Annotated in this window: 12 protein-coding genes; 7 read left to right on the top strand and 5 right to left on the bottom strand. The window is 72.4% G+C overall.

Going from position 1 to position 13,127, the window contains the following annotated elements; genetic code table 11:
• Positions 1-5: 5 nt before the first annotated feature.
• The gene (locus AB0L00_RS12075) at positions 6-704 is read right to left on the bottom strand and encodes a sugar isomerase domain-containing protein (protein ID WP_364432013.1); all 699 of its coding nucleotides are present in this window, start codon (positions 702-704) and stop codon (positions 6-8) included.
• Between the two features lie 137 nt (positions 705-841).
• Between AB0L00_RS12075 and AB0L00_RS12070 the strand changes: the two genes are divergently transcribed.
• Together AB0L00_RS12070 and AB0L00_RS12065 are read left to right on the top strand one after the other, a co-directional pair.
• Positions 842-2,020, top strand: coding sequence for a sensor histidine kinase (locus AB0L00_RS12070; RefSeq protein ID WP_364432010.1), 1,179 nt, complete (start codon positions 842-844; stop codon positions 2,018-2,020).
• The gene (locus AB0L00_RS12065) at positions 2,017-2,622 is read left to right on the top strand and encodes a response regulator transcription factor (protein ID WP_364432007.1); all 606 of its coding nucleotides are present in this window, start codon (positions 2,017-2,019) and stop codon (positions 2,620-2,622) included. Before AB0L00_RS12070 ends, AB0L00_RS12065 begins: the two co-directional genes overlap by 4 nt.
• Before the next feature lie 93 nt (positions 2,623-2,715).
• On the opposite strand, the gene AB0L00_RS12060 is transcribed toward AB0L00_RS12065, so the two are convergent.
• A complete protein-coding gene (locus tag AB0L00_RS12060) occupies positions 2,716-3,456 on the bottom strand; it encodes a ribonuclease HII (protein WP_364432004.1) in 741 nt (246 codons plus the stop codon).
• An 89-nt stretch (positions 3,457-3,545) separates the two neighbouring features.
• Between AB0L00_RS12060 and AB0L00_RS12055 the strand changes: the two genes are divergently transcribed.
• Positions 3,546-4,403 (top strand): DoxX family membrane protein, encoded by an 858-nt coding sequence (locus AB0L00_RS12055; RefSeq protein ID WP_364432001.1) that lies wholly within the window; start codon positions 3,546-3,548, stop codon positions 4,401-4,403.
• Between the two features lie 121 nt (positions 4,404-4,524).
• On the opposite strand, the gene pgi is transcribed toward AB0L00_RS12055, so the two are convergent.
• Positions 4,525-6,168 carry a glucose-6-phosphate isomerase gene (pgi, locus tag AB0L00_RS12050; protein WP_364431999.1) on the bottom strand — a complete coding sequence of 548 codons (1,644 nt, stop codon included), beginning with the start codon at positions 6,166-6,168 and terminating at the stop codon, positions 4,525-4,527.
• A 109-nt stretch (positions 6,169-6,277) separates the two neighbouring features.
• Positions 6,278-7,327 carry a biotin/lipoate A/B protein ligase family protein gene (locus AB0L00_RS12045; protein ID WP_364431996.1) on the bottom strand — a complete coding sequence of 350 codons (1,050 nt, stop codon included), beginning with the start codon at positions 7,325-7,327 and terminating at the stop codon, positions 6,278-6,280.
• 219 nt (positions 7,328-7,546) lie between these two features.
• On the opposite strand from AB0L00_RS12045, the gene AB0L00_RS12040 reads away from it, so the two are divergent.
• Positions 7,547-8,758: a Gfo/Idh/MocA family oxidoreductase gene (locus AB0L00_RS12040; protein WP_364431993.1), complete on the top strand. Its 1,212-nt coding sequence runs from the start codon at positions 7,547-7,549 to the stop codon at positions 8,756-8,758.
• Between the two features lie 10 nt (positions 8,759-8,768).
• Here AB0L00_RS12040 and AB0L00_RS12035 read toward each other — a convergent pair whose 3' ends face one another.
• The gene (locus tag AB0L00_RS12035; protein ID WP_364431991.1) at positions 8,769-10,355 is read right to left on the bottom strand and encodes an MFS transporter; all 1,587 of its coding nucleotides are present in this window, start codon (positions 10,353-10,355) and stop codon (positions 8,769-8,771) included.
• Between the two features lie 101 nt (positions 10,356-10,456).
• Between AB0L00_RS12035 and AB0L00_RS12030 the strand changes: the two genes are divergently transcribed.
• The 3 genes from AB0L00_RS12030 to AB0L00_RS12020 all read left to right on the top strand — a co-directional run bounded on the left by AB0L00_RS12030 (position 10,457) and on the right by AB0L00_RS12020 (position 12,990).
• Positions 10,457-10,945: a MarR family winged helix-turn-helix transcriptional regulator gene (locus AB0L00_RS12030; RefSeq protein ID WP_345353839.1), complete on the top strand. Its 489-nt coding sequence runs from the start codon at positions 10,457-10,459 to the stop codon at positions 10,943-10,945.
• 80 nt (positions 10,946-11,025) lie between these two features.
• Positions 11,026-12,495: a DHA2 family efflux MFS transporter permease subunit gene (locus tag AB0L00_RS12025; protein ID WP_364431988.1), complete on the top strand. Its 1,470-nt coding sequence runs from the start codon at positions 11,026-11,028 to the stop codon at positions 12,493-12,495.
• 12 nt (positions 12,496-12,507) lie between these two features.
• Positions 12,508-12,990 carry a PPOX class F420-dependent oxidoreductase gene (locus tag AB0L00_RS12020; protein WP_364431985.1) on the top strand — a complete coding sequence of 161 codons (483 nt, stop codon included), beginning with the start codon at positions 12,508-12,510 and terminating at the stop codon, positions 12,988-12,990.
• The last annotated feature ends 137 nt before the right edge of the window (positions 12,991-13,127 follow it).

The following is a 13,127-nucleotide window of genomic DNA, read 5'->3' as shown; positions in this document are numbered from 1 at the left end:
GGTCCTTACCCCATAACCGACGTTCTTAGCACCGGCACCCGTTCCGAGTACCGGGCCAGTAGTTCGGCATTGCGCTCATCTCCCCCGGGAACGTTCGCACTGACCCAGAGCGGCAATTCGGCGCGGTCGGCCATCCGGGCGAGAAGCAGGTTCCACAGGTAAACGCATGACAATGAGGACAGTGCCGCCGTGCGCGGCGCCTCGGTGGGATAGGAGGCGTCGCCCGGCGGGGTCAGGGTGTCGAGCACTAGATCCGCGACCTCACCGAGCTTCACGCCCGCCCGGGGCGGAGCCGCCGCCATCGACGGCCCGGACACCATGGCGATCACCGGCAGGCCGTACGACCGTGCCGTGGTCGCCAGCTCCACCGGGTACGGGTTGGTGCCGCTGTTGGAGAAGATCATCACCAGGTCGCCCGGCCGTGGTGCCGCGGCCTCCAGAACCGGAGCGGCCAGGCCGGGGCGGCGCTCGGCCTCCGTCGCAGGCCACGCGCCGTTGAGCGCCGAGATCTCCGGCCGGGACAGCGGGTACACGCAGGCCAGCCCGCCCGCGCGGAAGAAGCCCTCCAGCACCATCGCCAGTGAATGGCCCGATCCGCCGAGGTACAGCAGGCCGCCGCCGAGGACGGTGTCGAGGAGCAGCCCGCTGGCGCGCTCCAGCGCGTCCGTGTTGTGCCGCTCTATCCGCTCGAGATGGTCACGCATCCAATCCACGAACACCGGTCTAGCACCTTTTCGGCGTCCGCGATCTTAGGGAGCGCGCGTGGCGGGACTTTTGTCCTGCCGGATACCGGGATGGACCGATCTACGCCGCGGACCGCGTCCCCCCTAAAGTGTGCGGCGTGCAGCAGGAACGGCAGGGGCCCGAGGCCGGCGACGACGTCACCGGGCCGGCCACGGACATCGCGAGCCACATCGACGACGGCCCCGGCCCGTACGGGATGTACCCGTGGCTCCTCGTCGGGTACTCCGCGTTCTCCAGCGTGCTGCACGGCCAGGCCCGGCCGGTATGGGCGTCCGGTCCCCTGCTGACGATCTACATCCTCCTCATCGTCACCGCCATCTGGTACGGCTTCCGCCGTGGTCCGGGCGACCGGCGGGCGGTCGTCCTGCTCGTCGCGGCCGGGGTGGACGCCTTCACCATGATCGGCTGGTTCGGGCACGGGATGAGCTCGCTGACGCCCACACTCGCCCTGGCCTGCGGGGTCGTCATCCCCTGGGGCCGACGGCCCTGGCCGGTGCTGGTGATCGGGCCGCTGGCCGTCGCGGCGGCGCTGCTGGCCTGGGCCCGGGGCGCGTCGTCCGGGGACGCGTTCGGCGTCTGGTACGGCAGCCTGCTCTCCGGCTTCATCGTCGCCACCATGCTGCGCCTGTTCGCCGCGATCCGGGAGCTGCGCGACACCCGCGAGGAACTCGCCCGGACCGCCGTGTCCGAGGAGCGTCTGCGCTTCGCCCGCGACCTGCACGACCTGCTGGGGCACACGCTGTCGGTGATGGTCGTCAAGGCGCAGGCGGTCCGCAAGCTCGCCGACCGCGACGCCGGGCTCGCCGCCGAGCAGGCCGCCGACATCGAGGAGATCGGCCGGGACGCGCTCCGGCAGGTACGCCTGGCGGTGACCGGCTACCGTGGCCGCGGGCTCGACGCCGAGATCGACGGCGCCCGTACCGCGCTGCGGGACGCCGGGATCACGGCGCTGGTCCGCATGGAGGGCACCCCGCTGCCGACGGAGGCGGACGCCCTGCTGGGCTGGGCGGTGCGCGAGGGCGTCACGAACGTCATCCGGCACAGCGGCGCCGCCAACTGCGAGATCTCGGTGGCCCGGCGGGACGACGCGGCGGTCCTGTCCGTCCGCGACGACGGCCGCGGCGGGACCGTCCTCTCCGGCGGTTCCGAGGGCAACGGCCTGCGCGGGCTCGTCGAGCGGATCGGCGGCGCGGAGGGCCGCCTCGAGGCGGGACCGGCCGACGGCGGGGGCTACCTGCTCACCATCACGCTGCCACTGAAGGAGACCGTTTCTTGATCAGGGTGCTGCTCGCGGAGGACCAGGGCATGATGCGCGGCGCGCTCGCCCTCCTCCTCAACCTGGAGGACGACTTCGAGGTCGTCGGTCAGGTCGCCGCCGGAGACCGGATCCTCCCGGCCGCCCTCGAGCTGCGGCCCGACGTCGCCGTGCTCGACATCGAACTGCCGGGACGCAGCGGCCTCGACGCCGCCGCCGACCTGCACGCCGCGCTGCCGGACTGCAAGATCCTGATCGTCACGACGTTCGGGCGGCCCGGCTACCTGCGCCGCGCCATGGAGGCGGGCGCGAGCGGCTTCCTCGTCAAGGACGGCCCCGTCGAGGACCTGTCGGCGGCCATCCGGCGCATCCTCGCGGGCGAACGCGTCGTCGACCCCGAGCTGGCCACCGCCGCCCTCAGCGCCGGACCCAGCCCGCTGACGCCACGGGAGTGCGACGTGCTGTCCGCGGCCGCCGACGGGTCGACGATCTCCGACATCGCCGGGCGCCTGCACCTGTCGGAGAGCACCGTGCGCAACTACCTGTCCGCGGCGATCGGCAAGACCGGCGCCCGCAACCGCATCGAGGCCGTACGGGCCGCCCGCCACAACGGCTGGCTCTGACCGCTCACCCGGCTGAGAACGGGCCACCGGCGGGGACGGATCACCCGCGGGGACGGGCCACCGCCTCTGCCAGGCCACCCCGGCTCGTACGGGTCAGATCAGGGAGAGCTGGCCCTCGATGTCCGGACGGTGCCTTTTCAGGTGCCGCCACTCGGGCAGGTCGTCGAGGTAGGACCAGGACAGCCGGTGGTGCGGTGTCGGCCCGAGCCGGCGCAGCGCCTCCTGGTGCGTCGGCGAGGGATACCCGGCGTTCCGCGCGAAGTCGAACTCCTCGTGCCCCAGCCCGGCCATCAGCGTGTCACGGTGCACCTTGGCCAGTACGGAGGCGGCCGCCACCGTGACCGACCGCAGGTCGCCCTTGATCTCGGTGCGCACCGGCCAGGCTCCGCCGAGGTAGTCGTGCTTCCCGTCCAGGATGATCGCGTCCGGGCGGTCCGGCAGCGCCTCCAGGGCCCGTACGGCCGCCCGCCGCAGCGCCTCCGTCATGCCCGCCTCGTCGATCTCCTCCGCGCTCGCCATGCCGATGGCGTACGCGGGCAGCCGGCCGCGGAGCTCCTCGGCGATGCGCTCACGGCGCCGGGCGGTGAGCATCTTCGAGTCGGTCAGCCCGGCGGGAGGCTCGGTCAGGTCCGTGACGGCCGCGCACACCACGACCGGCCCCGCCCACGCGCCCCGGCCCACCTCGTCGATCCCGGCGACGCGCGCGGCCCCGGCGTCGATCAGCCGCCGCTCCAGCGAGTAGTCGGGCCCCGTCTCCCCGGGCCTCGTCTCCACCGGCTCCGCGCGGCCGTCCCCGGCGAACGACCCGTCATCGATGATGCCCTCGTGATCCATGAGGCCTCATGATGACAGGCGGGATGGGCACGTGGCCTGTTTCCGGAACCGGGTGGACGGCGATTCGACTCTCGAAGGATCATCGTCCGATGGAAACGTCGCCCGAGGACATGAACGCGTTCTGGACCGACGATCGCGAGGAGCGCGAGGAGAGGGCCGCCACGTCCCGGCGGCCGGTGTACGACGCCGTCGCCCTGCTCGCCCGGTGCGGGATCGGGGTGGTCTTCCTGGCCCACGGCTGGCAGAAGATCCAGGTCGGCGTGACCGCGACCGGCCACGACTTCGACGCGATGGGCGTGCCCGCGCCGACGGCCGCGGCCGTCTACTCCACGTTCGTCGAACTGCTGGGCGGGGCGGCGCTGATCCTCGGCCTCGCGTTGCCGGTGGCGGGCACGCTGCTGTTCCTGGACATGGCCGGGGCCTTCGTGTTCGTCCACGCAGCGCACGGGGTGTTCGTCGTCGACAAGGGCACGCCCCGCAACGGCTTCGAACTGGTCCTCGTCCTCGGCCTGGCCTCGCTGCTGTTCGCGGCGGGCGGCGGCGGGCGGCTGACGCTGGACCACCGGTTGTTCGGGCGCAACGGTTCCCCGGGGCGCCGCCGTCGTACGCGACGGGACGAGACACCTCCGCCCCCGTCGCCCACCGGGGACGCGCCGCCGGCCGCCCCGAGCACGCGGCCGACACCCGCATACCCGGTAGGGGACGCGCCGCCGACCGCCGAGTACCCGGCCGGGGACGCGCCGCCGGCGTCCGGGAGCCCGGTCGGCGGGGCACCGGACGCGGCGGCGCCGCCCGCGCGGCCGAGGCGCGCCGCCACGAGCACGCCCCGCGACGTACCGGTCGCGGGACCGAAGCCGGAGCAAGAGCCCCTGGCGGACGGCACGCCTCCCGCGAAGAGCAAGCCCCGGGCGAGGTCGCGGAAGGGCCCGTCCGCGAAGGACTCCTGAGCCGGTCGGCGCCGCGGCCGGGCGCGAAGGGCGCCTGACCCGATCAGCGCGGGGCCCCGGCCGCGAAAGGCTCCAGAGCCGGTCGGCGCAGGACCCCGGCGACGAAGGGCTCCTGGCCCGGTCAGCGGCCGCGCAGCGTGCGGTACCGCTCGACCAGGGTGGCCGTCGAGCCGTCGAGGTCGGAGGTGTCCGCGGTCTCGGCGGTGAGCCGGGGCTCGAGTCGCTTGGCGAGAGCCTTGCCCAGCTCCACGCCCCACTGGTCGAAGGAGTTGATGTTCCAGATCGCGCCCTGCACGAACACCTTGTGCTCGTACAGCGCGATGAGCTGGCCGAGCACCGACGGCGTCAGCTCGTTCGCCAGGATCGTCGTGGTCGGGTGGTTGCCCTGGAAGGTGCGGTGCGGCACCAGCTCGGGGGCCACCCCTTCGGCGGCGACCTCCTCGGCGGTCTTGCCGAACGCCAGCGCCTGGCCCTGCGCGAACAGGTTCGCCATCAGCAGGTCGTGCTGGTCGGCCAGCTCCCCCAGCTCCTCGAGCGGCCGGGCGAAGCCGATCAGGTCGGCCGGGATGAGCTTCGTCCCCTGATGCAGGAGCTGGTAGTAGGCGTGCTGGCCGTTCGTGCCGGGCGTCCCCCACACGACCGGGCCGGTGTCCCAGTCCACCCGCTCGCCCTGGCGGTCCACCGACTTGCCGTTGGACTCCATGTCCAGCTGCTGCAGGTAGTCGGTGAAGCGGGAGAGGTAGTGGCTGTAGGGCAGCACCGCGTGGGTCTGCGCGCCGTGGAAGTCGTCGTACCAGAGGCCGAGCAGGCCCAGCAGGAACGGCGCGTTGCGCTCCGGCGGAGCCGTGCGGAAGTGCTCGTCGATCAGGTGGAAACCGTCCAGGAACTCGCGGAACCGCTCCGGCCCGATCGCGATCATCAGGGACAGGCCGATGGCCGAGTCGAGGGAGTAGCGGCCGCCCACCCAGTCCCAGAACTCGAACATGTTGGCCGGGTCGATGCCGAACTTCGCGACCTGCTCGGTGTTGGTGGACACCGCCACGAAGTGGCGCGCGACCGCCGCGTCGTCACCCAGCGCGGACAGCAGCCAGCGGCGCGCGGAGGTGGCGTTCGTGATCGTCTCGACCGTCGTGAACGTCTTGGACGAAACGATGAACAGCGTCTCGGCCGGGTCGAGGTCGCGGATGTTCTCGTGCAGGTCGGCGCCGTCGACGTTCGAGACGTACCGGAAGTCGCGCGACCGGTCGCTGAACGGCTTCAGCGCCTCGTACGCCATCTTCGGGCCGAGGTCCGAACCGCCGATGCCGATGTTGACGACCGTGCGGATCGGCTTGCCGGTGTGGCCCTTCCACTCGCCCGACCGGACCCGCTCGGCGAAGGCGGCCATCTTGTCCAGCACCGCGTGCACCTCGGGGACGACGTTCTTCCCGTCGACCTCGATCACCGCGTCGCGCGGCGCGCGCAGCGCGACGTGCAGCACCGCGCGGTTCTCGGTGACATTGATCTTCTTCCCGGCGAACATCGCGTCCCGCAGCCCGGCGACGTCGCGGGTCTCCGCCAGCTCGCGCAGCAGGCGGAGCGTCTCATCGGTGACCAGGTGCCGCGAGTAGTCGATATAGAGGTCGCCGGCCTCCAACGCGTATCGGCGGCCCCGGTCGGGGTCGGCCCCGAACAGCTCGCGCAACGGCGGCTCACCGATCTCCTGACGGTGCGCTCGCAGCGCCTGCCACTGTTCCGTCTCATCCAGCCGAACGCGGTCGGACATCCTCGTCTCCCCTTCATTGAACTGAGAAGAAAGCACTCTCTTCGCGTGCCCCCTCCGTAACCATCCAACCGAAGCGCGTCGGGCCCCGTCTCGCGGACCCCCAAGGCGGTCAGGGCACGCGGGCCGTCCACTCGGCGGTACCGAACTTCGCGGCCACCCTCTTGGCCGCCGCCTGGAGTTCGTCGTCGGTGAGCCGGTCCTCCGTCAGCCCGTACCGGCCCCGGAAGTGCGCGATCATCCGGTCGATGATCCGGGACCTGGGCAGGCCGGTCTGGCGGCGCAGCGGGTCCACCCGCTTCTTCGCGCTGGCGATGCCCTTGTCGGACAGCTTCTCCCGGCCGATCCGCAGCACCTGCAGCATCTTGTCCGCGTCGATGTCGTACGACATGGTCACGTGGTGCAGCACCGCGCCGGAGCTCAGCCGCTTCTGCGCCGCTCCCGCGATCTTGCCCTGGTCGGAGGTGATGTCGTTGAGCGGCTGGTACCACGCCCGGATGCCCAGCTCGCCCAGCGCGCCGAGCACCCAGTCGTCGAGGAACGCGTAGCTGTCGGCGAACGTCATGCCCTGGACGAGCGCGTCGGGGGCGTACAGCGAGTAGGTGATCGTGTTGCCCGGCTCGATGAACATCGCCCCGCCGCCGCTGATCCTGCGGACCACGGTCACGCCGTGCCGGCGCGCCGCGTCGGCGTCCACCTCGTTGCGCAGCGACTGGAAGCTGCCGATCACCACCGCCGGCGCCGCCCACTCCCAGACGCGCAGCGTCGGGGGCCGGCGCCCGGCCGCCACCTCCTCGGTGAGGACCTCGTCCAGGGCCATGTGCAGCGCCGGGTCCTGTGGGTCCTCGTGGATGAGCCGCCAGTCGTAGTCGCGCCAGTCGGTCGCGTCCGTCAGCGCCCGGCGCACCGCGATGCCGACGGCCTCGGTGGAGAGCCCGAACATCACGGCGCCCGTCGGCAGCCGCGCGTCGAGCCGGGCCGCGATGTCCCGCGCCTCCAGGTGCACGGGCAGGCCGTTCAGGGTGTCGTCGATGGCGTCGAGCGCCTCGTCCGGTTCGAGGAAGAAGTCGCCGCTGACCCGGGCGTTCCGCAGTCTCCCGTCATCGACGTCGAAGTCGACGACCACGAGCTTGCCGCCCGGCACCTTGTACTCACCGTGCATCCTGGCCTACCTGTTCATCCTGACCGGCGCTTCCCGAATCACGACGCGCGCCCGGTCCCGGAGATCGTCAACCACGCGGGCCGGGCGTGGATTCCGCCGGTGGCTCCGGTGCGGCCGCCGAGCCGCTCCGACAATAAGTGGACGAATCAGGTCCGCTTATCGTACGCTCACGAGCCTTGAACGGACGAACCGAGTCCGGTTAGTTGGAGGAGAGCGCGTATGGACCAGATTCGCGTCGGCGTCGTCGGAGCCTCGCCCGAGCGCGGTTGGGCGGCGGCCGCGCACATTCCCGCGCTGCGCACTCTCCCGGCGTACGAGCTGACCGCGGTCGGCACCAGCCGCCCGGAGAGCGCACGCGAGGCCGCCCGCGCCTTCGGCGCCGCGCACGCGTTCACCGACGCCCGCCGGCTCGCCGAGCACCCCGAGGTCGACCTGGTGGTGGTGACCGTCAAGGTGGCCGCCCACGCCGAGTTGGTCGGCGCGGCGCTGGCGGCCGGCAAGCACGTCTACTGCGAGTGGCCGCTCGGCCTCACCACCGCCGAGGCGGAACGCCTGGCGGCGGCCGCGCGCGCCGCCGGGGTGCACGACGCGGTGGGCCTGCAGGCGAGGTACGCGCCGGCGATCACGTACGCCCGTGAGCTCATCGCGGGCGGGCACCTGGGCCGGGTCACGGCGGTCAACGTGCACGCCGCGCGGAGCAAGGGCGCGAGCGGCGAGATCCCCACCTGGGCCGCCTACACCCTCGACCCGGCTCAGGGCGCGGGCCTCCTGGAGGTCGTCGGCGGACACACTCTGGACACCCTGGAGTACCTGGCCGGCGACCTCACCGAGCTCTCGGCCGCCCTGTCGGTCTCGCGTCCCCGGTACACCGTCGCCGAGACCGGTGCGACGGTGGAGGCCACCAGCCCGGACCAGGTCGTGCTGCACGGCCGGCTCGCCGGCGGTGCGGTCGCCGCCGTCCACCTGCAGGACGCGAAGGTGGGCGAGAGCCGCACCGTCCTGGAGTTCACCGGCACCGAGGGGGACCTGACCGTGGTCGCGGCGGGCGACTGGCGGGCCGCGCAGATCCAGGTCGGCGAGCCCCGGCTGTACGAGGCGCGGAAGGCCGGCGACCCCTGGCGGGACCTGCCCGTGCCGGCCGGACACGGCCGGATCCCGGACCTGACCTCGACGCCCGGCGCGGGCGGGGCTCCCGTGCGTGTCCCGGGCGAGGCGCCCGCACGCGGTACGGGCGGGGCCTCCGTGGACCTTCCGGGCGAGACTCCCGTGCTCGCCCGGAACGTCGCCCGGCTGTACGCGCGCCTCGCCGAGGACATCCGCGAGGGGACCCGGCGCGTACCGGGGTTCGAGCACGGGGTCCGCGTGCACCGGCTGCTGGACGCCGTCCGCCGCTCCGCCGAGACGGGTGGTTCCCGGCCCGTGGAGCGGTGAGGTCCGGCGGTCAGCCGCGCAGGGCGGGTTCGGCGCCGGCGGGGTCGGAGGCGGCGGACCGATCGGTCGGCTGGGCGATCTCGGCCCGGCGCAGGACCAGCAGGGCGAGGAGGGCGGCGCCCACCATGGCCACGGCGCCCGCCACGGCGGCGGCGTGCATGCCGTCGACGAACGCGTCACTCGCGGCCCGCCGGACCGCCGTGCCGGCTCCGCCCGGCAGCCGGCCGGCCACCGCGAGCGCGCCGCCCAGCGTCTCCCGTACGGCGTGCACCGCGTCGTGCGGCAGTCCCGCGGGCAGCGCGTCGGTGACGTTCCGACGGTAGATCGCCGTCCCGACGCTGCCGAGGATCGCCATGCCGAGGGCGCCGCCGAACTCCGAACCGCACTCGACCAGCGCGGACGCGGTCCCCGCGCGCTCGGGCGGCGCGGCGCCCAGCACCATGTCCGTGACGAGCGTCATCACCACGGCCAGGCCGATGGCGTACACCCCGGCGCCCACCAGGATCACCACGACCGACGAGTCCGCCCGCACCTGCGTCAGCGCCACGAAGCCGAGCGCGGCGACCAGGAAGCCCGCGCCGATCACGTACGCCCGGTTCACCCGGCGGGCCAGTTGGGTGGCCAGCGGCGCGGCGATGCCGACGCCCAGTGAGGGGACCAGGCTCCACAGGGCCGCGGTCAGGGGGCTCATGGCGAGCACCGACTGCAGGTACTGCGTCGTGAAGATCGCGAAGCCGACCATGGCGAACATCGCGATCAGGTTGGTGACGATCGAGCCGCTGAACCCCCGGTTGCGGAACATCCGCAGGTCGATCATCGGGTCGGGGCGACGGGCCTGGCGGCGGATGAAGACCGCGCCGACCAGCAGACCGGCGACGATGCTCAGTACCCGCACGAGGTCGACGCCGTCGGCGGCGATCTCCTTTACACCGTAGATCACGGGCAGTACCGCGCCCAGCGAGAGCACCGAGGAGAGCAGGTCGAACCGGCCGGCCGCCGGGTTCCGGAACTCCGGAACCAGGAACGGGGCGAAGACGAGGAGCAGCACCATGGCCGGGGTGTTGATGAGGAAGACCGAGCCCCACCAGAAGTGGTTCAGCAGCAGCCCGCTCAGGACCGGGCCGAGCGCGATGCCGCTCGTGGTGGCCGCCGACCAGATCGCGACGGCGGTGCCGCGCTGCTTCTCGTCGTGGAACATGTTGCGGATCAGCGCCAGCGTCGAGGGCATCAGCGTCGCGCCGCCGACCCCGAGGACGGCGCGCGCGGCGATCAGCATCCCGGCGTTCTGCGCGTACGCGGCGGCCACCGACGCGAGGCCGAAGCCGAGCGCGCCGATCAGCAGCAGCCGGCGCCGGCCGATCCGGTCGCCGAGCGCGCCCATCGTGATGAGCAGCCCGGCCAGCACGAACCCGTAGATGTCGAAGATCCACAGTTGCTCGGTGCTCGTCGGCTGGAGGGTCCTGCTGATGAACGGGACGGCGAAGTACAGCACCGACACGTCCATGGACACGAGGAGGAGGGGGAGCAGGAGCACGCAGAGCGCGATCCACTCCCGGCGGCCCGCCTTGGCCGCGGTTCCGGCGGAGGAGTCGTTCATGGAGGGAAGACTCGGCGCCTCCGCTGACCATCCGCGTACCGATCACTGACGGCCGTCATTCGTACGGTCACAGATAATCCGCTACTTGTTAGATTGGGGGCATGACCACGAGCGCTCCCTCGCGTACCGCGCCGGACCTGTCCTACCTACTCACCCACACCGGGCACGTGCTCGCGACCCGGATGACCGCCGCCTTCGCCGAGATCGGGATGACCCCACGGGGCTACTGCGTGCTGTTCCACGCGCTGGAGGAGGAACGCACCCAGATCCAGCTGGCCGAGATCTCCGATCTCGACAAGACGACGATGGTCGTCACCGTCGACGAGCTCGAGAAGGCCGGGCTCGCCGAACGCCGGCCGTCGAGCCGGGACCGCCGGGCGCGGATCATCTCCGTCACCGAGGCGGGCGAGCGGGCCGTCGCCGAGGGGACGCGCATCGCCGACCGAGTGCACCGCGAGGCCCTGGAGGCGCTGCCCGAGGACGAGCGCGAGGTGCTCGTCCGGGCGCTGACCCGGCTGGCCGAGGGCCACCTGGCGACGCCGGTGGAGTGCGAGCGGCCGATCCGGAGGGCACGCCAGCCACGGAGTTAAGTCCGATAGAGATTGTCTACAACAAAACTATTTGCTAGCGTCCTATCTCGGTTGCCCACCCACATACCGGGAGACGCCCCATGACCACACCCCTTGTCCGTTCGCGCACCGCGGCGCTGGTCGCGCTGTGCGCCGGAAGCCTGATGATCATCTTGGACGGCAGCATCGTGACGGTCGCGCTGCCGGCCATCCAGCGGGACCTGCACTTCTCCCCCGCGAACCTCACCTGGACCGTCAACGCCTACATGATCGCTTTCGGCGGCCTGCTCCTGCTGGCCGGGCGGCTCGGCGACCTGGTCGGCCGCAAGCGGGTGTTCGTCACCGGCCTGGCGGTGTTCACCGCGGCCTCACTGCTGTGCGGCCTCGCGACCGACCAGGAGACGCTGATCGCCGCGCGCTTCGTGCAGGGCGTCGGCGGCGCGCTGACCTCGGCCGTGGGCCTCGGAATGATCGTCACGCTCTTCCCCGAGCCACGGGAACGCGGCACGGCGATCGGCGCGTTCAGCTTCGTCGGGGCCGCCGGCGCCTCGATCGGCCAGGTCCTCGGCGGAGTCCTCACCGAGGCGATCAACTGGCACTGGATCTTCTTCATCAACCTGCCGATCGGGGCCGCGACGATCGCCCTGGCGGTCCGGGTGCTGCCCGCCGAGCGCGGTCTCGGGCTCGGCGCGGGCGCCGACGCCGTCGGCGCCGTGCTGGTCACCTCGGGGCTGATGCTGACCGTCTACACGATCGTCCAGACCGGCCGCCACGGCTGGACCGCCCCGTCGACGCTCGGGCTCGGCGCGGTCTCCGTCGCCCTGCTCGCCGGGTTCGTCCTGCGCCAGGCCAGGGCCGCCGCCCCGCTGCTGCCGCTGCGGATGTTCCGCTCGCGCAACGTCTCGGGCGCCAACCTCATCCAGATCCTGATGGTCTCCGCCCTGTTCGGGTTCCAGATCCTCATCGCGCTGTACGCCCAGAACGTGCTCGGGTACGGCGCGCTGGGCACCGGCCTGGCGATGCTGCCGGCGGCCGGCATGATCGCGACCGTGTCACTGCTGCTGTCGGCGCGGCTGATCGCCCGGTTCGGCGAGCGGCTCGTCCTGCTCACCGGCCTGGCGTCGCTGGTGGTGGCCCTCCTGCTGCTGACCCGGCTGCCCGCGCACGCCGACTACGTCGCGGACTTGCTGCCGACGATGCTGCTCGCGGGCGGGTTCGGCCTGGCGATCTCGGCGGTGACCGCCCTCGGCATGTCGGGCGCGAAGCCGGACGACGCGGGGGTCGCGTCCGGGCTGTTCAGCACCGCTCAGCAGGTCGGCGGCGCGCTCGGCGTCGCGGTGCTGTCGACGCTGGCGACCGCCCGTACCACCGGCCTGGCGGCGCACGGGCACGATCGGGCGGCCGCGCTGACCGGCGGGTTCCACCTGGCGTTCGGCATCGGCGCGGGCCTGCTCGCCGTCGCCTTCGTCCTCGCCCTGACCGTGCTGCGGCAGCCCCGCCGCACGACGGCCGCGCCCGCCGGCGCCGAGGCTCCGGCCGACGTCCCCACCGCTCCCGCATCCGTCCACTGAGAGCAGGAACCGATGAGCGACACCGAGAACACCCCCGGATCGGGCCCCGCCCCGGTCGCGCTGTCCGACGAGGCCCTCGTGCGGTTCCTCGCCGGCCATCAGTTCGGGGCCCTCGCGACGAACAAGAGCAGCGGCCACCCGCACCTGTCCACCGTCCTCTACTCGTGGGACGGCCGGGAGCGCGTCGCCCGGATCAGCACCACGGCCGACCGGCTGAAGGTCCGCCACCTGCGCAAGGACCCGCGGAGCGCGCTGTACGTCGCCAGCGAGGACCACTGGTCGTTCGCCGTGGCCGAGGGCACCGCCGAACTCTCCCCGGTCACGACCACGCCCGGCGACCCGACGGGGCTCGAACTGCTCGGCATGGTCCCGCCCTTCGAGAGCGCCGACGAGCGGGCGGCCTTCCTGACGCAGATGGTGGCCGACCGGCGGCTGGTGATCCGGCTGCGCGTCGACCGTCTCTACGGCACGGCACTGGACATCCCCTCGTCCTGACGGCGGGTGGCGAGGATGGCGGGGCTGCGGAATCCTTTCGCGGCCCCGCTGGTTACTGCCGAGTTTTTGTTACTTGACCGTTATTTGTGACGCGCTGGTCAGGTTGTTAACCCGGAGGTAACTTCCCTCCATAAGTG

This window comes from Actinoallomurus sp. NPDC052308, from assembly GCF_040679195.1.
Taxonomy (GTDB): Bacteria; Actinomycetota; Actinomycetes; order Streptosporangiales; family Streptosporangiaceae; genus Actinoallomurus; species Actinoallomurus liliacearum.
This window is presented reverse-complemented; position numbering and strand designations above follow the sequence as displayed.

Coding starts and splice junctions, on each gene's coding strand:
- AB0L00_RS12075 (WP_364432013.1), bottom strand. CDS start 704: ATGCGTGACCATCTCGAGCGGATAGAGCGGCACAACACGGACGCGCTG.
- AB0L00_RS12060 (WP_364432004.1), bottom strand. CDS start 3,456: ATGGATCACGAGGGCATCATCGATGACGGGTCGTTCGCCGGGGACGGC.
- AB0L00_RS12055 (WP_364432001.1), top strand. CDS start 3,546: ATGGAAACGTCGCCCGAGGACATGAACGCGTTCTGGACCGACGATCGC.
- pgi (WP_364431999.1), bottom strand. CDS start 6,168: ATGTCCGACCGCGTTCGGCTGGATGAGACGGAACAGTGGCAGGCGCTG.
- AB0L00_RS12045 (WP_364431996.1), bottom strand. CDS start 7,327: ATGCACGGTGAGTACAAGGTGCCGGGCGGCAAGCTCGTGGTCGTCGAC.
- AB0L00_RS12040 (WP_364431993.1), top strand. CDS start 7,547: ATGGACCAGATTCGCGTCGGCGTCGTCGGAGCCTCGCCCGAGCGCGGT.
- AB0L00_RS12035 (WP_364431991.1), bottom strand. CDS start 10,355: ATGAACGACTCCTCCGCCGGAACCGCGGCCAAGGCGGGCCGCCGGGAG.
- AB0L00_RS12030 (WP_345353839.1), top strand. CDS start 10,457: ATGACCACGAGCGCTCCCTCGCGTACCGCGCCGGACCTGTCCTACCTA.
- AB0L00_RS12025 (WP_364431988.1), top strand. CDS start 11,026: ATGACCACACCCCTTGTCCGTTCGCGCACCGCGGCGCTGGTCGCGCTG.
- AB0L00_RS12020 (WP_364431985.1), top strand. CDS start 12,508: ATGAGCGACACCGAGAACACCCCCGGATCGGGCCCCGCCCCGGTCGCG.